The 25794-nt window shown below is 42.1% G+C and carries 20 protein-coding genes; 12 read left to right on the top strand and 8 right to left on the bottom strand.

Annotation, left to right across the window (positions count from 1 at the left end):
- The first annotated feature begins 172 nt into the window (after positions 1-172).
- A complete protein-coding gene (locus HXT53_RS01295; RefSeq protein ID WP_421780449.1) occupies positions 173-1327 on the top strand; it encodes a quinone-dependent dihydroorotate dehydrogenase in 1155 nt (384 codons plus the stop codon).
- Between the two features lie 118 nt (positions 1328-1445).
- Here HXT53_RS01295 and HXT53_RS01290 read toward each other — a convergent pair whose 3' ends face one another.
- From HXT53_RS01290 to HXT53_RS01270, 5 genes are all read right to left on the bottom strand, one after another.
- A complete protein-coding gene (locus HXT53_RS01290) occupies positions 1446-3836 on the bottom strand; it encodes a transglycosylase domain-containing protein (RefSeq protein ID WP_421780447.1) in 2391 nt (796 codons plus the stop codon).
- Positions 3837-3888: 52 nt separating this feature from the next.
- Positions 3889-4608: a Crp/Fnr family transcriptional regulator gene (locus HXT53_RS01285; protein ID WP_004112109.1), complete on the bottom strand. Its 720-nt coding sequence runs from the start codon at positions 4606-4608 to the stop codon at positions 3889-3891.
- 30 nt (positions 4609-4638) lie between these two features.
- Positions 4639-7140, bottom strand: a complete 2502-nt coding sequence (locus HXT53_RS01280; protein WP_421780445.1) for a S9 family peptidase — start codon at positions 7138-7140, stop codon at positions 4639-4641.
- Between the two features lie 68 nt (positions 7141-7208).
- Positions 7209-8528 carry a phosphatase domain-containing protein gene (locus HXT53_RS01275; RefSeq protein ID WP_009994675.1) on the bottom strand — a complete coding sequence of 440 codons (1320 nt, stop codon included), beginning with the start codon at positions 8526-8528 and terminating at the stop codon, positions 7209-7211.
- Between the two features lie 64 nt (positions 8529-8592).
- Positions 8593-10182 (bottom strand): L,D-transpeptidase, encoded by a 1590-nt coding sequence (locus tag HXT53_RS01270; protein WP_410309983.1) that lies wholly within the window; start codon positions 10180-10182, stop codon positions 8593-8595.
- 257 nt (positions 10183-10439) lie between these two features.
- Here HXT53_RS01270 and HXT53_RS01265 point away from each other — a divergent pair, with 257 nt between their 5' ends.
- The 4 genes from HXT53_RS01265 (at position 10440) to rpiA (ending at position 15442) form a co-directional block, all read left to right on the top strand.
- On the top strand, positions 10440-11567 hold the full coding sequence (locus tag HXT53_RS01265) for a diacylglycerol/lipid kinase family protein (RefSeq protein WP_174190538.1): 1128 nt from the start codon (positions 10440-10442) through the stop codon (positions 11565-11567).
- Positions 11568-11857: 290 nt separating this feature from the next.
- Positions 11858-13531, top strand: coding sequence for a phosphoglucomutase (alpha-D-glucose-1,6-bisphosphate-dependent) (gene pgm / locus HXT53_RS01260; RefSeq protein WP_009994669.1), 1674 nt, complete (start codon positions 11858-11860; stop codon positions 13529-13531).
- 34 nt (positions 13532-13565) lie between these two features.
- On the top strand, positions 13566-14627 hold the full coding sequence (locus HXT53_RS01255) for a ribonuclease H family protein (protein ID WP_421780442.1): 1062 nt from the start codon (positions 13566-13568) through the stop codon (positions 14625-14627).
- Positions 14628-14743: 116 nt separating this feature from the next.
- Entirely contained in the window at positions 14744-15442 is a 699-nt protein-coding gene (gene rpiA, locus HXT53_RS01250; RefSeq protein WP_004112071.1) for a ribose-5-phosphate isomerase RpiA, read from the top strand.
- A 194-nt stretch (positions 15443-15636) separates the two neighbouring features.
- Here the strand turns inward: rpiA and HXT53_RS01245 are convergent, their stop codons facing one another.
- Together HXT53_RS01245 and HXT53_RS01240 are read right to left on the bottom strand one after the other, a co-directional pair.
- Positions 15637-15726: a 30S ribosomal protein bS22 gene (locus tag HXT53_RS01245; RefSeq protein ID WP_004268639.1), complete on the bottom strand. Its 90-nt coding sequence runs from the start codon at positions 15724-15726 to the stop codon at positions 15637-15639.
- Positions 15727-15852: 126 nt separating this feature from the next.
- Complete coding sequence (locus HXT53_RS01240; protein WP_101890090.1) at positions 15853-16482, bottom strand: hypothetical protein; 630 nt, start codon at positions 16480-16482, stop codon at positions 15853-15855.
- A 93-nt stretch (positions 16483-16575) separates the two neighbouring features.
- On the opposite strand from HXT53_RS01240, the gene radA reads away from it, so the two are divergent.
- From radA to HXT53_RS01220, 4 genes are all read left to right on the top strand, one after another.
- Positions 16576-18021 carry a DNA repair protein RadA gene (gene radA / locus HXT53_RS01235; protein WP_415690930.1) on the top strand — a complete coding sequence of 482 codons (1446 nt, stop codon included), beginning with the start codon at positions 16576-16578 and terminating at the stop codon, positions 18019-18021.
- 34 nt (positions 18022-18055) lie between these two features.
- Positions 18056-19570 carry an adenosylhomocysteinase gene (locus tag HXT53_RS01230; protein WP_421780439.1) on the top strand — a complete coding sequence of 505 codons (1515 nt, stop codon included), beginning with the start codon at positions 18056-18058 and terminating at the stop codon, positions 19568-19570.
- A gap of 92 nt (positions 19571-19662) precedes the next feature.
- Positions 19663-21084, top strand: coding sequence for an amidohydrolase family protein (locus HXT53_RS01225; protein ID WP_004116990.1), 1422 nt, complete (start codon positions 19663-19665; stop codon positions 21082-21084).
- A gap of 77 nt (positions 21085-21161) precedes the next feature.
- Positions 21162-21710, top strand: a complete 549-nt coding sequence (locus HXT53_RS01220; protein WP_004575034.1) for a cupin domain-containing protein — start codon at positions 21162-21164, stop codon at positions 21708-21710.
- Between the two features lie 12 nt (positions 21711-21722).
- Here HXT53_RS01220 and HXT53_RS01215 read toward each other — a convergent pair whose 3' ends face one another.
- Positions 21723-22613, bottom strand: coding sequence for a 5'-methylthioadenosine/S-adenosylhomocysteine nucleosidase (locus tag HXT53_RS01215; RefSeq protein WP_101887910.1), 891 nt, complete (start codon positions 22611-22613; stop codon positions 21723-21725).
- Between the two features lie 264 nt (positions 22614-22877).
- Here HXT53_RS01215 and HXT53_RS01210 point away from each other — a divergent pair, with 264 nt between their 5' ends.
- The 3 genes from HXT53_RS01210 (at position 22878) to HXT53_RS01200 (ending at position 25618) form a co-directional block, all read left to right on the top strand.
- Complete coding sequence (locus HXT53_RS01210; protein WP_421780436.1) at positions 22878-23747, top strand: ABC transporter substrate-binding protein; 870 nt, start codon at positions 22878-22880, stop codon at positions 23745-23747.
- A 153-nt stretch (positions 23748-23900) separates the two neighbouring features.
- Positions 23901-24794 (top strand): amino acid ABC transporter permease, encoded by an 894-nt coding sequence (locus tag HXT53_RS01205; RefSeq protein ID WP_004112052.1) that lies wholly within the window; start codon positions 23901-23903, stop codon positions 24792-24794.
- The gene (locus HXT53_RS01200) at positions 24794-25618 is read left to right on the top strand and encodes an amino acid ABC transporter ATP-binding protein (protein ID WP_075038788.1); all 825 of its coding nucleotides are present in this window, start codon (positions 24794-24796) and stop codon (positions 25616-25618) included. The genes HXT53_RS01205 and HXT53_RS01200 overlap by 1 nt, the downstream gene beginning before the upstream one ends.
- Positions 25619-25794: the final 176 nt, after the last annotated feature.

Below are 25794 nucleotides of genomic sequence, written 5' to 3'. Positions count from 1 at the left end.
GTAAAGCGCTTAGACCGCGCGAACGACAGGACCTGCCCGAGATTGTACGTGATTTAGATCAAATTTGGTACAAACTCGGAAAAACAACTCCGCATTTTGTAGCTCAACACACCAAAATCAACAACAAAAAGCGGAAAGTCGCATAATATTGAATGTCGTATAATATTGAGTTATGGGTTATGTATCTGAAAATTCTTTACACAATGCTGTGAACAAAGCTGCAACAGACTTATTCACCTTTAGCTATAAGCATGTAATTAAGCCGCACTTAGTGTTTAACATTCCACCAGACGAAGCTCACGATCGCATGATTGCTTTCTGCAAGACGAGTGAGCGCATTCCTGGATTAATGTGGCTTTTGCGGCAAATGCTCAATTACACGGATCCAGTTTTAGAAACGCGAGTTATGGGAGTGGATTTTGCGAATCCATTTGGATTAAGCGCAGGACTCGATAAAAACTGCGATTTGTGCACAGTTCTAGACAACGCTGGCTTTGGTTTTGAAACAGTTGGCTCCACAACTGCCCGCCCATGCGAAGGAAACGCTAAACCTTGGTATCATAGGCTTCCGCAATATGATTCTCTTCTTGTTCATGCGGGTCTTGCTAACGATGGCAGCGAGTTTGTGATTCCTAGAGTGGAAAAAGCGTGGACTAATGCTAAAAGCATGCGCGTTTCTGTGAGCATTGCGCGCACCAATGATAATCTTGTTGGTGACTTAGACGAAGGTATTGAAGATTATCGCATATCTATGGAGCGAGCAAGTGGCAAAAGCTCCATGATTGAGGTTAACATTTCTTGTCCAAACACTATGGCTGGCGAGCCTTTTAGCGAGCCAGAAGCTTTAGATAAGCTTTTTAATGTTTTAGATAAAGTTGATCATCCTCAGCCAACTCTTGTAAAAATGCCTTTGAATCTAGAAGGCGGATGGCCTCAATTTAAGTCTTTGTTAGACGTTTTAAGCGCACATAAGGTTGATGGCGTGAGCATTGCAAATCTGCGAAAGAACCGCGAAGGATTGAATATTCCAGCAGATTGGAAGGGTGGAATTTCTGGTGCGCCTACATTCGCCGCGAGTAATGATCTTATTAAAAATACTCGTAAAGAGTTTGGCAACAGGTTTGCTATTGCTGGAATAGGTGGCGTATTTACTGCAAAACAAGCTTATGAAAAGATTAGAAGTGGAGCTGACCTAGTGATGTTCGTTTCTTCTCTTATGTATAGAGGTCCTCAACAAATAACTGTTCTAAAGCGCGGACTTGCTGATTTACTCAGAAAAGATGGGTTTGAAACAGTTAAAGATGCAGTTTCAGCTGATGTAGATTAAAAAAAAAACCAGAATAGATAACAATAAATTACAATAAATCAGCTGGTATCGAAGTATTCGCACAATACCTCAATGCCAGCTGATTTTTTAATAATATTTTCAACTAACCAGATGAAGCTTAATTATCGTCAGAAGATGCGTCTCCTGTTCTATCCGTATTACCGTACGTAGAACCAGAAGATGTACTCGTTCTTCCATCGCCAGTAACCGACGATCCACCAGTCGCAGGATCTGTCGAAGCCGCACCCTGATTTGCCTGAGCCTGAGCCTGATCTTGAGCCGCCTGTCTACGAGCATCCTCATCGCGCTTACGCTGTTGCTCTGCAGAATCTTCCTGACGCATTTGCGGAGTTAATGACGGCATCTTTCCACCAGCCATATACTTTGAATCTGGCTTACCATATTCGTTGTCGATAGGAACGTTTGCCGCTTTTAGATAATCGTCCATAAACTTTTTCCAAGCTGGAGTTGCAATGTAAACACCGTACCAAGCGCTTCGATAAACACCATTAATTCTCATGTTGTTGAAGCTCTTTTGCACTTCAGCGTTTCCAATTGCAACAAAAGCACTAATCTTATTTGGCACGAATCCTGCAGTAGTCATGTAATACTGTTCGTTAGTACCAGTTTTCGCAAAAGTTTTACGACCACCAGCTAATTGAGCAGCATGCGCAACACCACTAGGTTGAGCAACACCCTGATTTATAGCATAGGCTACAGTTTGAGCAATTTTTTTCGGTATAGCCTGATGACAATTAGCGCTTGGTACTCGCAAACGTCTACCGTTTTTATCAATAACACGCTTGATTGCAATAGGGTCACATTGAACACCATTAGCACCCAATGTTGCGTAAATATTTGCCATTGTTAGTGGAGAAGCCTGAACTGCACCAATCACCATAGGAGGATTTAGAGAATTCTTAGAAAATACGTCTTCCTGGCCTATTGGAGAATTGTGATATCCAAGTGTTTTCGCAGCCTCTGCCACTGCACACAGCTTAAGCTGAGCACCCATAGCAGCCTGAATTGTGTTGTGAGAATGCACCAAACCCATTAACGGTGTTTCTGGATTAACAGTTCCACCATCTGAATTTCTCACAGACCAACGCCCTATACCTTTATATCTTGCGCACGAAAATTCAGTATTGTTATAGAACGTGTTTGTTCGTACAGGCTGATTAATTGATTTTCCAGCAAGCATCCATGCAACAAGATTGATTGGCTTCCAAGTAGAACCAATCTGCCAGCCTAAGCCACCACCGTCTTGTTCATCTACAGCGTAGTTAATAGCTGTGTGAGTAGGGTCAGACCTCGCCGCATCGGTCGCATCATAAATACGATTGCTTCCAAAACCAAGAACTTCACCAGTACCAGGCTTTATAGCAGCTATAGAGACTTCAAAACCACTAGGATCATTAACAGGGATAGTGGCCCTAGCTGTATTCATGGCGGTTGTGTTAGCTGTTATATCCATTGTAGTGTAAATATCCAAGCCACCTTCATTAAGCAGCTTCTGCCTTGCTACAGTTGTTTTGCCAAATTCTCTAGAATTCAAGATTTTCTTAGTAACATAATCACAGAAGAATGCTGCATCTCCAGCAGCCTGGCAACCGACGTTAGCAACTTCATGCTGAATATTAAGAGTGCTTTTAATTGGTGTTGTAACCGCATCATCATGTTCTTTTTGACTTATAAAGTTTTGTCGAAGCATTAAATCAAGAACTATATTTCTTTGCTTCTGCGATTCAGGCTGATTTTCTTCAATAGAAGGATCGTACCTAGAAGGATTCTTTGTGATTGATGCAATAGTCGCAGCTTGAACAAGATTAAGATTGGCTGCAGTGGTATTAAAATAGCGTTTTGCAGCAGTTTCTACACCGTAAAGATTATTACTACCAAACTGTGCAACGTTTAAATATCCCTGTAAAATCTCTAGCTTAGAGTATTTTTTCTCCATTTGTATTGCGATTAACATTTCTCGCAATTTTCTAGCAACAGTACTTTCTGCAGCATGATATTCCGAAATAGGATCATTGTCTTCTCTAGCTTTGATCATAAGAACATTCTTAACGTATTGCTGTGTTAAAGACGATCCACCTTGCATATCAGACTTTTTAATAAACGTTTGCACAAACGCACGCATAACGCCTTGCACATCAACGCCTGAATGTTCAAAGAACCTACGATCCTCACGCGCAACCATTGCCTGCTGCATGTATTGCGATATGCGTCTTAATGGCACAACAGTGCGATTTTGAGCATAAAATGTTGCTATAACTGTTTTGCCATCAGAAGCGTATAAACGCGACTTTTGAGGTAAAGCCGTAACGTCAAAATCAATGCCATCAACTCTAAGAGAAGGCACAACAGACTTGACCACGCTGTTTACGCTCATCACTCCTGGCACAAATAAAATACTTGATACTACACCACCTGCAACACACAATGTGATGTACGTAAGGAACAGTGCTAACACGCGACGAGTTGTGAGGGATTTCTTCTTAGGCATGCGAACTATTCTAGAGGTTTGCCTCTACGTTGCGGCACGCAAAAATCGCGATTTATCTTTCTGCTCTGCGAATCAACATTCCAGGTTGGTAAATAATAATTGACCTACCGTGCCTTTTAATCCAACCCCTCTGAGCAAAATCCATCAACGCTTTATTAACTGTTTCTCTAGAAGACCCAACAAGTTGAGCAAGTTCTTCTTGTGTTAAATCGTGAGGAACAAGCACACCTTCCCTAACAGGTTCTCCAAACCTAGAAGCAAGGTTTAAAAGCGTTTTAGCCAATCTAGCTGGAACGTCCATAAAAACAAGATCAGAAATATGCTCATTATTTGCTCTTAAACGTGCAGCTAAAACCTGAAGCATGTCTACAGCAACCCTAGGATGATGGCCAAGCCACTTAAAAAGAACTTCGTTTTCTAGCCATAATACGCGAGTTCTATCTGTAATTGCTATTGCAGAAGCTGTACGCGGACCGCCGAACGGGTCAAAAACAGGAATCTCTCCAAGAATCTCACCGTGCGTGTGGATACTAAGCAATTGCACACGATTATCCCTTGAATGGCGTACAAGCTTAACCCGTCCACGCTCAAGCAGATACATGCGGCGATCAGTATCTCCTTCGTTAAAAATCGCCTGCCCCTTAGAAAAAACCGACTCATGCAAATGCTCGAGAAGCTCCCTCGCTTGATCGAGTGGCACTTGCTTAAATAACGCTGTATGCGTTAAAGGAAGGTCTTCCGTGTAGGGCTTATCTGGCTTAATTCTTACCACAATCAGCCTCCAATGTGTTTTAAAAATATTCTACGAAATACCCATGGCATCTAAACACCATGCGTTTTCATAGCAAACTTCCTCCCACTTTTTATACCTTCCAGAGCTTCCACCGTGACCGCCATCTGTTTCAATGCGCGCAATCGCGTCCGCGCCTGCAGCCTGCAAGCGAGCAAGCCACTTAAGAGGCTCCGTAACAAGAACGCGAGTGTCGTTAATCGAAGAAGTTATAAGAATCTTTGGAAACTCACCTGGCTCAACATGTTCAGACACATTCTCGTAAGGCGTGTACGACTTTAGATACGCGTAATCTTGCGCATTATGCAATGGGTCTCCCCATTCGTCCCACTCTGTAACAGTAAGCGGCAGCGAGTCGTCTAGCATAGACGTAAGCGCATCAACAAACGGAACATCCGCTTCGATTCCCGCGTAGTATTGCGGAGCCATATTTGCTACAGCTCCCATAAGAAGACCGCCTGCAGAACCGCCATTTGCAACAGTCTGATTTGCCGAAGCATAACCCGCTTGTTGCAAAGCGCGCGTAACGTCTACAAAATCTTCAAACGTGTGTTTTTTGTTGCGACGCCTACCATTCTCATACCACGCACGACCCATTTCTCCACCGCCTCGCACATGCACTTGTACGAACAGCACTCCTCTATCCATCATGCTTAGGCGCGCCACAGAAAAATACGGATCGCTGCTTATTTCATAAGCTCCGTAAGCGGTGATGAACATTGCTTGTGATTTAGCCACAGTGTTTTTACGCCACACTAGGGATACGGGTACGCGCTCTCCATCTCGGACAGTAATCCACACTCGTTTTTCTGCGTAGTCATTTTCGTTAAAATCGCCTAGAATTTTCCCACGCTTAAGCAAAACGTCTTTGCCTGTAATAGGATCTATTTCACGCAAAGACCCTAGTGTCGCATAGCTTGAACAAGAATAACGCATTCTTGGAGCTTCGTAAGAAGGATTACCAGTTGCTCCAATAAGGTAAACACGACTATTTTTATCTTGTTCATTGGTTATTTTAGACAGTTCAATTCGAGCAGTGTTTTGATTTTGATTTTGGATAGATAAATTAGATAAATCAGACAAATTATCTTTTACAACATCGGTTGGTTGCCACTCTTCCGCTGTTTCTTTTATAAAACCTTCTGCTCCAACCCTAATAAAACGCCAAGGTCGCCCAGCATTAAAATCTTCAACAGCATTGCTTTTAGGCATAACAGCAAGCTGAGGCAAGCCATTCGCTCGGAAAGAAAGAGCCACATAATTCTTATAAACGCTTAAACCATCAATGCTCAATCCACAAGTTCCCTGTAAAATCTTAGGATTTTTGCTGTTATAATACGGTTCACTAACTGCTTTTTTACTGGCTCCTGGTTCTAATAAATCACCATTTTTGCAGCCGTAAGGAGATCCCTGAACCACACAATCGCCTTCGCCAATGTTAAATGGCATTGATTCCACAGATCGCTTTCGCAAATCTATAACATCAATCTGAAAATTAGGATTTTTAAGATTGTGGCTTACAAACATGAGTGGAATATCTTTACCATCATCTCCAGCATTCTCAAAGCATGCGAAAGAAACATCGTATTCCACGTTTTTTATAGGCTTTAACACCATCTTAAAATCTGCTTCTGGAGTGCTTAATGGAAGCATTAATACGCGCGAAGTTGTTTTTGAGCTGCTGTTTATCATAATGCTACGTTCGTCGAAACTTTCGTAAACGCTAACAAAAAATCTCGCATCCAATTCTTCAAAAACTTTTACATCATCTTCTACAGAAGTTCCAATTTTATGTCTAAACACCTGGTATGGTCGCCATGCGCTGTCTAAAGTCACATAAAAAACCCATTTTCCGTCTGGTGTTAAAAGCGCAGAAGATATGCCTTTTATACAATCTGGAAGAGTTATAAAACCATTGCTACTTTTGCAAAAATCACGAATATAAAAATCGAATCTTTCATCACCCTTAGTATCGACACCAAACAACATTCTCGTGCCGTCTAAACTAATATCCATTCCTCCGAGTTGGAAGAAATCTCCACCAAATTCCGATGCCTCTTTGTTGGCGTCAAAAATAACTTCTTCGCCTTCTGTTTCTCCAGGATTTGCGCGTTCATCTATAACTGGCGGATCCCAATCATTCTCATTTTTAACAGGCATTCGGCATTGAATCCCGTACTGTTTACCTTCTACGGTACGCACATAATACCAATATCCGTCCATTCTTGTTGGAACAGACATATCCGTTTCTTGAATACGCGATTTCATCTCATTAAACAGTTGTTTACGTAAAAAATCTAACCTAGAAACGCGTTGTTCAGTGTACTTGTTTTGAGAATCAATATATTCACGAAGTCTTTTGCTCTCTTTGTCTTTCATCCAAGCATATTCATCTACAAACACATCATTGTGAAACTCACGAACATAATCAATTTTTGTAGCGGTCATAGGCTTACAACCAGCAGCCTTATTTAAAGAATCAAACTCACCGACTTTTAGCGAACTATCTTGCATTTATAACCTTTACAACACATAGAAAACATAAAAATTCTGCACAATTACACAATATCAACTACACAACATTAAACAGCATCCATAATAAATGGAATCATAATATCTTTCAAAGATTCACCATCTGGAGCTGCAAAAAATGGGACACCTTCAAAAGTTCCAGCAGCACCTTTAGCATTAACAAAATTACCATCACCAACGCTTGCAATTCTAGAAGACGCAAGAGTAACCCCAAAATCCTTAGACATTGCTCTCCTAAAATCGGTCATAGTTGAATTGACCTTAAGCTGTCTTATGCCTACCGCTAAAACTCGATTAGGGAATTTTTTTATAATACTCGCATAAGTAGCTGGATCCTTCTGACCATCATCACCAATAAGCACAAATCTCATACCTGGAAAATCATCCATAAGCTGCTGAGCAAACTCAAGCTTATGCTGAGGACCAGTCGGCACAAAAGTCTTAGGTCTAGGATCTAAATCTCTAAGAAGAAGCGGTCCAGATGGAAAACCTTCACGCAAAATGAAGTGTCGTATAGAAGCTTCCACATTCCAAGGAGAAGTTGAAAGATAGAAAAACGGGGCGTTAGGAACAAAATCACGAATCTTATTAAAGAAATGATTCATACCCTTAACAGCATGCCTGTGCTCTGGATTCATAATAAGCAGATTGTAAGCTGCTCTTAGCGGAGAAGGAGCCTGAGTGACCATAATAGTGTCATCAACGTCGGAAATTATTCCTAAAGTAGATTTTTCAGAAATAACAAACATGCTTGCATCAACAGGCTCACGATTATCTACTTTGTAAGACACTTTATGTTCACCAACATTAAGTGATCTTTCGGTAATCAAATCAAGATAACCAGAACAGTCTGAAACACAATATTCAGCACCACTGTTGAAACTAGCATCTGGCTTATCGTACACAGACGAATCACCAACTTGCGCAGATTCAACAGGAACACCATCAATGCTTAAAGAAACACGAATCCTAACAGCAGGGACAACAAGCATCGCATATATTCCGCGCTTCAAAACAGAATGATGCCCAGCTTTAGGAGCAAGAACCGTACGGCAAATCAGACGAGCATAATTATCAGTTCCATAACCAATATAAGGCTCAACGCTTGGGAACCAACCCAAACGGCGCATAATCTTACCGCTTACACGCATCCAAAATCCAACGCTTGATGTAACAAGTTTTCTGACCAATCGAATAAGAGGCGGCTTTTTATCTATACGCTCTTCATCCGAAGGAGCATCAAAAAGCGTGGCTGTAACTCGCACTTGAATAGGCGTACTGCTTATTCTTCTAGCTACAGCTGGAGAATCACATTCTTGCTTGGCTTGTTCGCCGCCTTTTGCAGCGTTATTGTCATCCAATTTAGCCAAATTGTTACTCGCTTTTATGAATTTTATAACTTTTATAAAGCCTATAACTCACTATTACAATGAATTATTGACGAACTGGACCATCTGGCTGCTCGCCAACCACTTGTACGATTGTTCCACGCGGGCAATTGTCGTACACCCACTTAGAATCCTGCTCGTACATATTAATGCAGCCGTGAGAACCATGCTTTGCTGGGTATCCTTGTGCTATACCAACATCATTCCACCTTGCTGTATGGAATGAAATTCCACCGTTAAAGTAGCTAACCCAAGTAATTCCAGGCAAATAGTATCTAGAACCGTCTCTATTAAATCCTTGCATAGCTTGAACGTCATAACGTAAGTAAATGTGGAATGTTCCATTTGGCGTCTCGTAATATCCATTGGAGCCCGTGCAAACTGGCATTGTTCGTATTAATTGATCATCTTTGTAAACGCTTACTGTCTGCGTGGTTTTATCAACCACAATACGCATTTCAACAATCTTCTTTTCAACAGCAAACTTTACTACATTTGTTGGAACCGTAATCTTTGCGTCTGTACCCTTTTCGATAGTATCCACAACCTTGTTTGCTACATCCTTTGAATAGCGAACCTCTACGCCATTAACACCTTTAAGAGTGGTCATTATGAACTGACCCTTCTTACTATAAGTGTCTTCCTGATCTATTTTCTGCTGGTTCAGATTCTTAGCAAGCTCTTTTGAAAGCCAAGTATTTACTGCTTCCCTATCTACAGTAAACGAAATCTGCTTTCTCTGTTCATCAGCATTAACCTTAATCCAAGAAGCGATTGCAGATTTAGGTATCGTAAAATCTTTTGAATCGCCATTACTTAAAGTGATTTTCTTAGTAAGAATATTATTAAGCTGATCCACAGTTTTCTTAGCAACATCACGCTTAATCGGTGCTTCAATCCTACGAGACTCAATAGTAACTTTTACTGTTTTACCAGGATTTTCAAGCGATTTTTTAACAGCCTCACGAACAGGCAATGTTATTACTGTACGACCTGGAACACCATCTTCCACCACATAAGATTCAGAACCAGAATCGTATTTTGCCGTATAAGGCATTGCACGATCTTTATCGTTAACAAATTTCTTGATGATATACGCATCCATATCCATGTCGTTTCGAGTTGCTTGCAAAGCGACAGTCTTCTGAACCCAAGGCATAAGCATTGTAAACGCGTTATCATGCTTAGATCGCATTATATTTTTAACCGTTGCGCTCTTATCTACTTTGACGTACAAGTCTTCAAAATTCGCGTTGATTGTTTTACCACGATCATCTTTAATTTCTATTTTGGTGCTATCAACAGCATTATCTACATTTTTAGAAACCGCTGCCAACTGAGCGCCAACAATTTGACTACTTCCAGCAAAATGTACACCAGGGGCAACACGATCATGGAAATACGCTTGTGTGCCAAGAAAAGCGCAGACTAAGAGTATAACGAATATGACCAAAGAATATAAAAGAACCAGTGCAGACTTGTTCGACTTATGGCGATTCTTTAAAACAGCAGTCTGATTTATATCGTTATTGTCAATATTGTAATTATCTACACTGTTTACGTCTATATTATTAGCAATATTATCAATATTTTCAGACTCAAAAGCGTCTGGATTATTATGTTCTAACTCGGACATACTCTTAAACCCCTGCTCGATTAATGGCACAAAAATCGCATGTGGCAAGTTTAGCACTTGCTTAGCATATAACTCACATAAGGAATGTAAAACATATAAATAGAAATAATAGAAATAATAGAAATAAATAATAGAAATGCGAGCCAAAAATAAAAAATATGCTCAATACGTGATGAAAATGTGAAAAGTAATCAAATATTCGCAAATATTCTAAAAATAATCACCATATATTAAAGATATGTGCAAGAATAATAAATATGCCAGATATGCCAATTCAAGCGACGATTGCGTTAATGGTGATTGTTTTTGCGCTAGTACTTGCACCATTCATCATTATGATAGTTACGCGCGCCTTGAAAAAGCATCATTTAGCAGAAAAACTCGCAGAGCGACACGGAGATAGTGTACATTACGCTTTCATACTAAACCCGTCTAAACCTCAAGCAGAACAATATAGACTTGACATTAAAGAATATTGCAAATCACACAATTTCACATACGAAATAATAGACACTCAATTAAATAAAGACGGGCGAGAATGCGCACTCGAAGCCTTAGAAAACGGGGCAAATGTTGTTGTGGCAGTTGGTGGAGATGGCACTGTTAGAACGGTTGCAAGCGCGGTTTCTGGCACGAACCACGCGATGGGAATAATTCCAATTGGCACAGGGAACTTGTTTGCGCGCAACATGGGCATTCCAGTAGATGATGTTCAAGCAGCACTAAGAGTTGCAACAAGCCACGGATCTAAAAAAGTTGACGTTGGGCGTGTTTTTATACTCGACAAACCGTATGAAGACCATGGTCACGCATTTTTGATTATTGCAGGAATTGGATTCGACGCTCTTATGATAGACGACACTAATCCTGCGCTTAAAAAGAACATAAGCTGGCTTGCATACTTTGTTGCTGGCGTTAAACACTTATTTGCGCCAAAATATCGCGGAGACGTTACTTTTATTAGAGAAAACGGTACAAATCATACAGCAAGAGGAATATCATTCCGCACACTTATGGCTGGTAATTGTGGACAAATACCAATGCTTTCTTTAATGCCAGAAGCCGTTTACGATGATGGCATATTAGACTTCGAAATTATTGACACATCTGGCGGATTAATTGGATGGGCTAACCTATTTGGAGACGTTGTACACCAAACCGTTACAGGAAAAGCAAAGCAAAGTCCGCTTTCTACAAACTCTAAAATCGACCAATCGCAAGGTGTTGAAGCAGAAGTCAAGATAGAACGACCTGCTCCTGTGCAAGTTGATGGAGATATTTTAGGCTACACAAAACACTTGCGTTTTAGCGTAGACAAACAGGCTTTATGCGTGCGCATACCAGAGAGTTTACAATCTTCTTTGACTCAAAATACTGCCGTTTAGTCTCCGATTTCAGCCGTTTAAGCGATATGCAATTGTTCAAGCATACAAGAGGGCTGGGTGATTCTTGGTCGAACAGTATAAGAGCGGCGCCGATACCAAATAATCCAATGATCAACCACTACAAACAAACCTCAACACAAAAACAAAATCAAAACCAAATCGGAACAACCGCAACAACAGACTACACGTAAGAGGCAGAGCGTTGTGAGACAAGAATTAGCCAGCCCTCTCATAGAAACAAATAGAAAAATACATTAGAAAATACCGTCGCCGTGGCAAAATAAAAAATTATGGTAGCAAAAAATGCGGGAATGCCCGCCACCCCAGAAGATCTAGTAGACGTCGATGCTTTGGTTGGCGCTTACTATGATGAAGTTCCAAATTCCAATATTCCAGAACAGCGCGTGATTTTCGGTACGTCCGGTCACCGTGGTTCTGCTTTAAAAACTTCGTTTAACGAAGCTCATATTGTGGCTATTACTCAAGCTATTGCTGAATATCGCAAGAAGGCTGGCGTAACTGGTCCTCTTTATATTGGTCGCGATACGCACGCTCTTTCTGAGCCTGCTCAAAAAACCGCTATCGAGGTTTTGGTTGCTAACGGAGTTCACGTTCGCGTGGATTCTCGCGGCGATTTCGTGCCAACTCCTGTTGTTTCTCAGGCTATTTTGACGCATAATCGCGCAGCCGACGGCACTCAACGCTTTAGCGGAGACGGCTTGGCAGATGGCATTGTCGTCACTCCATCGCACAATCCTCCAACCGACGGAGGTTTTAAGTACGACCCTGTAACAGGCGGCCCTGCCCCAGCAGACGTAACTAACGCAATCGCAGCTCGCGCAAACGAATTGCTCGACAACTACAAGTCCGTTAAGCGCGTGCCTTTCGAGGAAGCAATCAAGTCTGATTTGGTTGAAGGCTTCGATTACCGCGAGCACTACGTTAACGATTTGGCTAACGTAATCGATTTCGATGTGATTCGCTCTAGCGGCGTGCGTTTGGGAATTGACCCACTCGGCGGCGCAAGCGTAAACTACTGGCCACTTATGAACGAAAAGTACGGTTTAAACATTGGCGTTGTGCGTCCAGAAGTTGACCCAACTTGGCGATTCATGACTATTGACCACGATGGCAAGATTCGTATGGATCCAAGCTCCCCTTACGCAATGAAGGGCTTAGTTGATCAGCTTAACGCTGGCGCTTGGGATAAGTACGATTTGGTTGGAGGCACTGATCCAGATGCCGATCGCCATGGTATCGTGTGCCCGAATTGGGGCGTTATGAACCCGAACCACTACATTGCAGTGTGCGTGGAGTACTTGTTCGGCGGCGCTCGTCCGGATTGGCCAAAGAATACTGCTATCGGCAAGACGCTTGTGTCTTCTTCCTTGATTGACCGCGTAGCTGCTTCGATTAACGCTAAGCTTGTGGAAGTTCCTGTTGGCTTCAAGTGGTTCGTTGACCCACTCTTTAGCGGCGAAGTTGCTTTCGGCGGTGAGGAAAGCTCTGGCATGAGCTTCTTGCGCAAAGACGGACGCGTGTGGACCACCGATAAGGATGGTTTGATTCCTGATTTGCTCGCTGCGGAAATTACTGCAAAGACTGGTAAGAACCCTGCTCAGCTTCACCAAGATCAGGTTGCTCGCTTTGGAGAAAGCTGGTACAAGCGCGTAGATACTCCAACAACTCTTGAACAGAAGCAGAAGTTTGCGGCTCTAAGTGGCAACGATGTTGAAGCAACTAAGCTCGCTGGCGAAGATATTACCGCAAAGCTTACGGAAGCTCCTGGAAACGGCGCAAAGATTGGCGGCTTGAAGGTTACGACCAAGAACAATTGGTTCGCCGCTCGTCCATCTGGTACCGAGAATATTTACAAGGTTTATGCCGAGTCCTTCGTTTCTCCAGAGGCACTTGACAAGGTGCTTGAGGAAGCTACTGCTGTAGTAGACAAGGCTTTAGCGTAACGTAATAATCTTTCGTAAGTAAAGAATCTACTAATTGCGCTGGTTGCAATCTGCAACCGGCGCATTTTTGAAAGGTTTTGTGATGATTGTTGTTTCTACCGATGGTTCAGCACTTGGAAATCCAAATGGATCAATGGGTTGGGCTTGGGCAGACCACACTGATGAAGCAGGAAGCACGCACGAGCATCAACATGCAGGAAGCGCGGATGCAGGCGGAGCCACAAATGGCACGAATCAAATTGGTGAGTTATGCGCAGTACTAGAAGCGTTGAGAGCACACCCTGGAAGCGAGGATCTTACAATCGAAACTGATTCGCAATACGCTATAAACTGCTCAACCACGTGGATTCACGGGTGGAAGAAGAACGGTTGGAAGAACTCCAAAAAAGAGCCTGTAAAAAACGCAGATTTGATTCGCGCAATCGATTCGGAGATTACTAAACGCGAAGGCTCCGTTAAGTTCGTCTGGGTTAAGGGACACGCTGGAAACGCTGGAAACGAAAAAGTTGATGAGCTGGCTAGAACTTATGCTGAAGATTGCCGCAGCAGATTGAAGGATGGATACCTGCCACTAGAAGGATGGAAATCGTTGATTTCTTCTACATATGCAGACGGTGTTGATGTACCAGAAGACGCAAAAATGCTGTTAGACGGCAAGATTTCTAATGCAGAATATCACATAGGAAGATGCGTTGGTAAGGATATTAATCCTGATTTTAAAGGCGATTTTCATCGTGAAACAAAACGTGAAACATCCGATGATGATGCCATTAAATACGCCGATAACAGCGTTGCTAACGATTCAACTACGCGTAACAGTAATACACAGGATGAATCGAAAGCATCCGACGAGTCGCGTAAAAATAAACAATCTCAAAATAAATCAGAACAAAAATATCAAGTAGTGCCAGGATTATGTGTATCTGGAACATTACAATTCACACCTGCTCCAAATACGAGCCAAAGCTTTAATGGTCAACCACGATACGTATTAGGAAACATACAAGTAAGCGGATATGTTCAGCCAGACGGCACTCTTAAACTAGATCCAACCGAGTTTTATATTCAAACAAAAGCTGCAAACCAAACAGAATAAAATCTGAACGCAGACTAATATGTAGTATGTATGAAATAAGTGGCGGTTGGTAAAAACGCTATAAACGCGCTGTTATTTTAGCCACGCCAACAAGAAAGATAAGAAAGTAGGCACAAATGGATAAAGCACAGCAAGATGCTCTTAAGAAGGCAGCTGGCATTGAGGCCGCAAAGATTGTACAAAATGGCATGATGGTTGGACTTGGAACCGGCTCTACTGTTCGTTTTCTTGTAGACGAACTCGGTCGCAGAGTAAAAGAAGAAGGCTTGAGCTTCACTGGTGTCACAACTTCTCGACGCACGCAAGAGCAGGCAGAGGGCTACGGCATTAAGATTCTTGACATTAACGATGTTGACCATATTGACGTTACTATTGATGGTTCAGATGAAGTCGATAAGAACTTTAACGGTATTAAGGGCGGCGGTGCAGCATTGCTCTGGGAGAAGATTGTTGCAATTAACTCCGACCGCATTGTGTGGATTGTGGACGCCAGCAAGGTAGTTGATACAATCGGCAAGTTCCCACTTCCTGTTGAGGTAATTCCATTCGGATCTGCACAAGTGATTCGCAAGTTTGAAAAGCGCGGATACAAGCCAGTTTTGCGTCTTGATGCAGATGGCAAGGAAGTGCGTACAGACGAAAATAACTTTGTTGTTGACTTGCACTTGGAGCGCATTGAGCACCCGCAAGAGCTTGCTAAGGATTTGATTGAGACTGTTGGCGTTGTAGAACACGGATTGTTCTTGAATATGGTTGACACTGTGATTGTTGGTGATCCAAACGGACCTCGCACACTCACAAATCCAAATAAGTAAACTGCATATCTAAATTTAACCAATCATTTCCCGAAAATGTACGTAAAATCCACTGTTTTACGTACATTTTCGGGAAATTTTTTACATTCTTCAATCATTGCAGTCTTCAATCGCAATAAAAAAAAAAGCGCTGGAAAAATCCAACGCTTTCAAAAGTGTTACGTGCCCAAACGGGCAGGCGCGCCAAACAGCTACTACTTACGCTGATGACGAGTCTTACGCAGCAGTTTGCGGTGCTTCTTCTTGCTCATCCGCTTGCGGCGCTTCTTGATGACAGAACCCATCTGAAGCCTCCATTCATATGTAAAGTGTGCAACTTGCCTAATGTTACACCGTTTTGACGACTTTGGAAAATTTTAAAACAAAATTTTACAAAAACACGTACAAAACAGCCTATATCACTACGAAAGTTACATTGGGAATTGCTTATAGAATCTTTCAACAGACTGTTTTAAACCAGTCACTTCAAATACAACAGTGTCATTTTGCCAGATGGCACTAGCTTTAGTCTTACTATTATCATCTACCTTCAAAACATAGCTTCCAGTAGCCTTACCAGCAACCTGAATCTTTCCAGAAGCAATATCACTTCCAGCTAATGCATCAGTCAAAAGCTCATATTGCTTATTTGCTAAATCACGACTACTCCATTGAGCAACAACGACTGAAACATCACTGCCAGATTCTCCCGTAGAATATCTAACAGTGTATTCTTCCAAAGGAGATGCGGAAGACCATTTAGCACTAGGAGAAGCATCAACACGCGCAAAATCAAGAACACTATCTGGCATAGATCTTAACAGTGCAGTAGATGTACTAGGCAAATCTTTAGACTTAATTGACGGAGTTTTTGCAGAAGACACCTGAGTTTTAGCAGACTGCGGTTGCTGGCGATTTAACGCCCAGCCAGGCCATATGAATGCGGAAACTATAGCTAAAACGACCACTATTACGGCAACTATAAGAACTTTTCGTAAGTTGTTATGAGAAGCAGATACAGATGAAGCCGAGTTAGAAGGATTATTCGCATAAGAATTCATATTTTTTACCCCACATAACACTGTTCAACATACTTGGATTATCTCACAAAAGTATGACGGTAAAATGTCTACAAATGCAGCTAGCGTCAAATCATGGCTGCAAAATCTACTACTTACTACTTATGCTCCGAATGCGGTTGGAGTGGTTCAAAATGGTATGGTCGCTGTCCAGAATGCGGCGAATGGGGTACATTAAGCGAGTTTCACGAGCCTAAAGCTACAAGCGGAGTTTCACGAGCCTCCACAAGATCTAGAAATGCAAAAAATAACATTTCTACAATAACAAATCTTGATTCTAGCGTAGATGCTCAGCCAATCAGTGAAATTACAGCAGATAATGGCATGCGAATCCACACAGGATTTAGCGAATTTGACCGCGTTTTAGGAGGCGGGCTTGTTCCAGGATCAGTAACGCTTATAGCAGGCGAACCAGGAATCGGAAAATCTACTCTACTTTTAGAAACAGCAGGAAAAATTGCCAAGAATTGCAACGAATCTGCAAAAAACACTGCCGAATACACAAAAAATTTAGTCCTGTACATTTCTGGCGAAGAATCAAAGTCGCAAGTAAAATTGCGCGCATCACGCATAAATGCCATAAGTCAAAATCTTCTTCTTGCGTCTACAACAGACTTAAACACAGCTTTAGCGCTAATCGAAAAATATAAGCCAACTCTTGCAATTGTAGATTCGGCACAAACTATTGTTTCTAGCGATGTTGAAGGAATTACAGGAGGCTCCACTCAAGTTCGAGAAGTAGCTAGCGCGCTTATAGACGTTGCTAAAACTTGCGATATTCCAATTCTTCTTGTTGGACACGTTACAAAAGACGGCTCGATTGCAGGTCCTCGCACGCTTGAACATCTTGTAGACACTGTTTGCCAATTTGAAGGAGATAGTCAAACCGCATTACGCATGCTTCGCGCTGTTAAAAATCGTTTTGGACCTACAGACGAAGTTGGCTGCTTCGACATGAGTGGCGATGGTATTGAAGAGGTTCCAGATCCTTCTGGGCTTTTCCTGTCTTCTAATGGAGATTGTAAAAATGAAGGAACGTGCGTAACTTTTACTTTAGAAGGACACAGAAGCATACCTATTGAAATTCAGGCTCTTGTTACAGATTCGGTTCTGCCAGCCCCTAGACGCGCAGTTTCTGGAGTAGACACAAACAGAATTGCCATGCTTACCGCTGTTTTATATAGACATGGTGGATTAAATCTTTTGTCTAAAGATATTTACGTTTCTACGATTGCTGGAGCTAAGGCGAAAGAACCTGCTTGCGATTTAGCAATAGTGGCAAGTTTGGCGAGCGCAGCCAAAAATAAGGCAGTCTTACCTTTAACTTGCGCAATTGGTGAGATTAGTCTTACTGGTCAGATTCGCCCAGCTTCTAGAATGGAACCCAGAATTAGAGAAGCATCTAGGATCGGCTATAAGCGTGCGATCGTGTGTAATATGCGAAAGAAAATTAGCATTCCCGGTATTGACATAATCGAAGTAGAGAATTTAAAAGAAGCTTTGAACGCACTTGGATTATAGGGATAATAAATATAAGAGCTTTTAGGAGTTTAATATGATTGATTTTAGCGAATGGGTTGCTATTACTTCGCAGAGAACTAACCAATCTCTTGCTGGGGCACGCGTGTTTATTGGAGATAACAATATTCAAAATGAGAATGCTAAAAATAGTGACCAAAATAGTGATGTGGAAAAATTCTTACAGAGCGCGCAATCTTGGGGAATAATTCCTACGACTTGTAAACAATACGCAGATTTTGATGCCACTAAATCTTACGAAAATATAGAAAACACTATGGTTAATGCGCCTAATTTAAGCGGAAAAGACGCAATAGATTACGCGCAAAAACATATGCCAGTAATGCGCACGCTACTTAACAATTTACAAGAAAGTGGTCTTAATTTAGAAGGCGTTAGAATAGCTGTTTGTCTTGTGTTGGAACCAAAAACAGCTGTATTGCTTAGAGAATTGCACGCGCACGGAGCGATTGTTGGCGTTTTTTGTGGTCCAGACGAAACTGACCAGAGAGTAGCAGATCAGCTTAAAAAAGAAGGCATTTTAGTACAAGCAAACCGAGATTGGACACCTGAACAAACTCATGAAGGTGCGCTAAAACTCTTAGACGAAATACAGCCAGACATAATAATCGACGATGGTGCAAGTTTTGCGCGCCTAGCAAGCCTGGAACGCCCGCAAATCGCAGCTAATCTAATAGGAGTTGCAGAAGAAACAACTAGTGGAGTGCGCGCTTTTGAAGCAATGCAAAAAGCTGGACACTTGCACTACCCTGTGATTGCAGTAAATAACAGCGCTCTAAAAACCGATTTTGACAATCGTCATGGAACTGGCGAAACTTGCGTTACTACTATGCAGCAAATTCTTGGAAGCGAATGCTTTAAAAACGCTAAAGTAACTGTTGTTGGATACGGTCCAGTTGGTCGCGGATTCGCATTAAGAATACGCGCATTGGGTGCAAAAGTTACGATTTGCGATACAAATCCTGTCCAATCCTTACGCGCAGTTTTCGATGGATTTGAAGCTCATAATCTTGAATGCGTTGTTAAAAAAAGCAATATGATTGTTTCTGCAACAGGCGTTAGACACACGATTACATTGCAACACATGCAAAACATGCAAGAAAACGCGATTTTGGCTGTTATTGGCGGAATTGCAAACGAGATTGCACTAGACGAAATCCCTGATTTTAAGCCAGTTGTTGGAACTTCACAAAGAAAAATCCAAGTTCCGTGCGGTCCGCAAATCACACTAATAAGTGAAGGAGACGGCACAAATTACACTACTGGCGGTGGAAATCCTATTGAGATTATGGACTTTAGTTTTGCTGTTCAAGTAAGCGCAGTAGCGTATTTGCTAGATCACAATGGGAAAAACAAGAAAAATAGCGACAAAAATCGGCTTGATTCTGGAATTTACCAATTGCCAGAAAGCTCCGATAATCAAATAGCAAGTATTGCATTAGCAGAACGCGGATATAGTGCTAGCGAATCCAATAAAGATAATGGTTATAGATGGGATTTAACAAGATTTGCCGAAGACGAAAATATTTAGATGAAATCCAATTAACCGAATCATAACAAATCTAAGCAATAATAGAGTAACAGAAGCAAAATTAGTTAAACGATAATTCCATAAGGAAAGCAATGTTTACAGATCCAATACGCGCACTTGCACACCCAACGCCGCTTAGCGAAGTAACCTTATACAGTGCAGCAATGGTTATTCCAGTAACAGGTCCTATTATTCCCGAAGGAGCCGTAGCAGTATCAAATAGACGCGTTGTACACGTTGGAACAAGACAGTGGGTACTAGACATTCTAAAAGATGAAATGTCAAACGATTCCTATAGGAAAATGTTTAACAACGAACGACATTGGCATGGTCTTATGACACCAGGTCTTATAAACGCACACACGCATTTGCAATACACTAATATGGCAAGCGTAGGCCGCGGCGAATACCGCAATTTTAGAGACTGGGAAGAAGGATTCAATGTTGTTTATGACAAATTACAAGAAGAAAAACAGCATAACCCATCATTGATGACTTGGAAAACTTCTGCATACGAAGGTGCCAGAATGATGGTGGAAGCTGGCACTACTGCAGCTGCCGACATTGTAACTGATATCGAAGCAGTTGGAGCGCTTGCAAGCCAAGGCATGCACGGGATAGCCTATTGGGAGGTAATGGGCTGGAAAAACGTTGACTGGAAGGAAGAAGGCTACGCTAAGCTGCTCGAGATGCTTGGGCACATGATGGACAACGGCAGAGTGCCGAGTATAGGAATTAGCCCACACGCACCTTACAGTCTAGAAACCGAACCTTTTGTGGATTTGCCAGACATTGCAAGACAGCTAAACATGCGCTTGCACATACACTTAGCAGAAACACCTATGGAGGCTGGAAATCACGCCGATACACTCACCACGTATTCCGCACCAGATTGGAATGCTAACGTTTGGGCGAGCTACAGCGAACTTAAAGCACATGGAATGACAGCTTCCGCAATTCAGTTTTTGGATCAGCTCGGATCCCTTGGACCAGACGTACATATTGCGCACGGAGTTTGGGCAGATGGCGAAGACCGAAGAATTTTGCGTCAACGCGGAGTGGGAGTGGCAGTGTGCCCAAGATCCAACCGCATTACTGTTACGGAAAGAGACGCGCCAATTCGCGACTACATGGAAGAAGGAAACTTGCTTGCGATTGGTACGGATTCACTATCTTCTTCCCCATCTTTAGACGTTTTAGACGACGCTGCAAAAGTCTATGATTTAGCAACAGCGCAAGGGTATAGAAAAGATGATTTAACACATCGAATTATTCGCATGCTTACTTTAGGCGGCGCAAGCGTTATGGGCTTACACGTAGGACCGCACAGAATTGGTCAAATTAATGCTGGAGCAACAGCCGACCTTGCGTTCTTTGATATTCCAACAGACACAAGCTCGCCACAAGGAGTTGAAGAGACTTTGCACAATTTTGTGCGTCACGGTGCAGGTAGTGCAAAAGCAACAGTTATTTCTGGAAATCTTGTATACAATAATGGTGCTTTTGCTCAATAATCTGATGCAAGCACAGATAAGAACACGTTTAACGAACACATTTAACGCAAATATGAAAAATAAAAGGAGCATGCATTATGAGTGTCAGTTTAGAAAATATGAGTGATTACGCCAAAAATCTTGTTAAAGAATTACAGCTAGAAGCCCATCCAGAAGGCGGATGGTACACCCGCGACTGGCAAGCAGCGCAACTATATAGCGCAACCAACAATGAAAATACTTCAAACGCGAGCACAAACAATACGAAAATTGACGAAAACGCTGGCGCAGACGCACCAAGACCATTGGCCTCTCTTATTTACTTCCTTTTGCCTTCTGGCGATTCAAGCGCATGGCATAAAGTTGATGCAGACGAGATTTGGCTATGGCATGGACCGTCAAATCTTACGATTGAACTTGGTGGATGTGGTCAAACCCCTTGTGATGAGGCAGATTTGCAGCGTTTTACTCTTGGAAACACTAAGGAATGCAATGGCTTATCCACGCGCGGACATCTTGTAATTCCTGCTGGGACATGGCAGAGAACAATACCAAGCGATGGCGATGTTCTTGTTTCTTGCGTAGTAAGCCCTGGGTTTACTTTCAGCGGATTTGATTTAGCAGAACAAAACGATTCAAATAAGTAAACTAGTCTGCAGTTATTTAACAAGCGCCTTCAAAACACGCAAAGTTAACGATCCTGCTTGATTAGCTGCAAGAACTAAATCATCCTTATGCGAGTCCACAGATTCGTATGATTCTCCACAACGATTACTCATTGAGCGAATCGCAAGGAATGGAACACCGTTTTTAGCAGCAATATGTGCAGCAGCAGCGCCTTCCATCTCTTCGCAATCGCCAAAAACCGTTGCTCGCACAGCGTCTAAAATATTAGGATCTGTGTTAAATTGGTCGCTTGTTGCTATGTTTCCACACAAATAAGCAACGTTGTTTGAATTTTCGTTAGACACGCTATTTTCATTAGACGCGCTTTGCTTAAAGTCCGAGGATAAGTCGCCAGCAACCGAAGAGGATTCTTCCAAAGACTTCTCAAGCCTAAATCCTAATAATTGCGCCTCTTTAACAGCTAAATCGCATAATTTTGAATCTGATTCAAAAACAGATTTGTACGGAGCACACTCTGCAATAATTTGCGTATTTGTTTCTAAATAGTGAAGTTTCTTGCCTATAACAATATCTCCAACACTAAGACGCGGATTTAAAGCACCTGCGATTCCGCTAAAAATCAACACTTGTGGATTGGATTCGATTATCAACGCTTGAGCTGCAGCTGCGGCAGCGCACTTTCCCATTCCAGCAACACATATTGTAAGAGTAGGATTTTCGCCTTTGCTATTAGAAGCGATTTTGCCCTGAATAAAAGTAACCCCATACGAATCCCAAGTTTTATAATCCCCACAAAATGCTTGAAGAATAGGCTGAGCTTCTTTTTGAAGTGCAACTATAACAGCAAGTTTTGAAAGATGACTAAAATCTTTAGAACTTTCAGAAAAATCGTCAGCCACGCTATGTTCAAAATTATTTAACATAAAACACTCCTCAAAAAACAACACACCGTATGTAACTGACACTTAACATACTACGACTTAAGTCTAATCACCACAAAACCATGTATGAAATCAACAAAATATAGCGCGTTATAAACAATCACGATAACAATTCTGTAACAATTAAGCCTTAAATGCATCTATCGTCTTATAAACTATCAAATGTACGGCCGCAAAACCTACTTACATCGCTTAAAAACGAGTAAGCGAAAAATTTTAAGGTTTTAGCAAAAACAAGGAGAAAAAATGGCTATTTTCGTACACAACAACTTGCACACCAACCGCGTAGCAATCGCTGCTGCAAAAATTGCAGCAGCAGCATTAGCAATGGCAGCAATGGTTAGCACAGCAGCATGCGGCAGCCAAAACGCACAAGATACAAACCAAAAGACGATTACTCCAGGCGTTTTGACAATCGGCACAGCTCAGCCAACTTACACACCTTGGATGTACGATAACAAGCCAGAAAACGGCAAGGGCTACGAATCTGCAGTAGCATACGCTGTTGCAAAGAAACTCGGATACGATAAAGACAAAGTAAAGTGGGTTCGCACAACCTTCGACTCCGCAGTAACCCCAGGACCAAAATACTTTGATTTTAACCTTCAGCAGTTCTCTATTACGGAGGAACGCAAGAAGGCAGTAGACTTTTCGCCAAGTTACTACAACGCAACTCAGGGTGTTGTGGTCAAAAAAGATAGCAAGTTTGCTAACGCAAAGACCTTAGCAGACCTTAAAACCGCTACAATTGGCGCAATGGTTGGAACAACAAGCTACAGCTTTGCTAAAGACAAGATTAAGAGCGATATTCAAACCTTTAACGATAATGACGCTTTGGTTCAGGCTCTTGATTCTAAGCAGATTGACGCACTTGTTATAGATACTCCATCTTCCGTAAACATTGTGCGCAGCAAGCAGGTTAAAGAAGGTGTTGTTCTTGGACAGATTGCAGGATCGGAAGATAAGGAAGGAACTGGATTGGTACTTCCAAAAGGCTCTAAGCTTACTGCAGACGTCACTAAGGCTGTGAATGCGCTAGAAAAAGATGGTACTTTGAAGAAGCTCCAAGAAAAGTGGCTTGCAGAGTACACGACTAATCTGCCAGTTCTTAAGTAAAAACTAAACCAAAAATAAATAAAAATAAATAAAAATCGTACTAACGTCATTACCAATACGCATTATTGTAAGCAACTTGTAACCCAATCGTCACATAAAAGTGCTTACAATAGTGCGTATCATTCATTATGTCGAAAGGCTTGAGTGCCGCCAATGACAGTACTTAACGGCAATGCATTAAACAGTGAATCAAACAACGCTGGAGAATACGCTTTAAGCAATATCGAGCTTGAGCGTAGGTCAATCCGCAAAAAGCAAAATCTTAAATCAGTTTTAACAAGCATAATAAGCACTTTAGTATTACTTGGCGTGTGCGTTGCGGCACTTGCAATGAGCCCTGGTTGGCCAAGAGTGCGCGAAACGTTCTTTTCTGGCAAGTACTTTATGTTATCTTTGCCATCCGTTTTGCAAGGCTTAATGCTTAATCTGCAGGTGCTTGTTTTCGCTGTTATTGGAGTAGCAATACTTGGAACTTTAATCGCAGTTATCCGTACAAGCGTAAGCCCAATGCTTTTCCCTTTGCGAGCTATAGCGCAATTCTACACAACTATTATGCGCGGCATACCAATGCTTGTTGTGCTTTACTTAATCGGCTTTGGCATACCAGGATTACAGCTTTTTGGGCGAATCCCACCAGCAATACTCGGTACAATTGCCATTGTTATGAGCTACTCCGCATACGTTGGAGAGGTATTGCGCGCAGGATTTGAAGACGTGCATCCGTCTATGCGAGCGTCCGCAAGATCACTTGGCTTAACATCTGGTCAAACTGTGCGATTAGTGGTAATTCCTCTTGGCTTAAGAAAAGTGGCTCCTGCCTTAATGAACGACTTTATATCAATGCAAAAAGATGCAGGACTCATATCGGTTTTGGGCGCTGTAGACGCTGTTCGAGCCGCGCAAATATCTGTTGCAACTTCTTATAACTTCACTCCATACGTTGTAGCAAGCGTTGTATTTATAGCGCTGAGCATTCCGTTTATTGTTCTAAACGATTGGTATACGGCAAGACTGCGCAAACGCGAGCTAAACGGAGGAACCGTGTGATGAATAACTTAACAAACCAGAAGGTAAGTCAGCAAATGAGCGAGCAAATAAACGCAAACAATCAAACAAATGCAAGTGATTACACGGATTCAACCCCAGTTTTGCGCTTAAGCAATATTCGAAAATCGTATAACTCAACACCTGTTCTTAAAGGCATTTCTTTTGATATTGCACCTCACGAAGTGGTGGCTCTTTTAGGACCTTCTGGAAGCGGAAAATCCACTCTTATGAAGTGCATTAATCTGCTTGAGCGAGTAGACGACGGCCAAGTTTGGCTTGGAAACACAGATATTACAGATCCTCGTATAAATCAGGATCAAATTAGATCTCAAATCGGAGTTGTGTTCCAGCAATTCAATCTTTTTACGCATATGAGCGTTTTAGATAATGTGACTCTTGCTGCGCGAAAAGTTCATCATTGGAGCAAAGACCGTGCAGAAAGCCGCGCAATGGAGCTTCTATCTAGGATTAAGCTAGAAAATAAAGCAAAGTCTTATCCGGATCAGCTTTCGGGCGGACAGCAGCAACGAGTGGCTATTGCACGCGCGCTTATGACAAGCCCACAACTTTTGCTTTTAGACGAGATTACTTCCGCGCTAGACCCAATGCTTGTTGGTGAAGTTCTAGACATGGTTGCGGAACTAAAAGAGCAAGGAACCACAATTTTAATGGCCACTCACGAGATGCATTTTGCTCACAAAGCTGCCGACAGAGTGGTTTTGCTACGAAACGGCGTTGTTGCAGAAAATGGCACACCATACGAAGTTATGGACGCTTGCAGCGACCCAGAAACGCAAAACTTCTTTAAGTCTTTCCGACATTGATTTTTTGTGAACTACGCAGTAATTGCGCTCACATAAGCGTAACCCCATTCCCGCGTTTGTTCCCTTTTTGGGCAAATCTGACTACAAACACTGGCAAAAATAAACAAACACGGGCAAAGCGGCATGAAGCTCATGTAAAACACAAACTTCATGCCGCTCTATAGGAGAAAGCTACG

The sequence above is a fragment of the Gardnerella sp. KA00390 genome, from assembly GCF_049244075.1.
Classification (GTDB): domain Bacteria; phylum Actinomycetota; class Actinomycetes; order Actinomycetales; family Bifidobacteriaceae; genus Bifidobacterium; species Bifidobacterium vaginale.
This window is presented reverse-complemented; position numbering and strand designations above follow the sequence as displayed.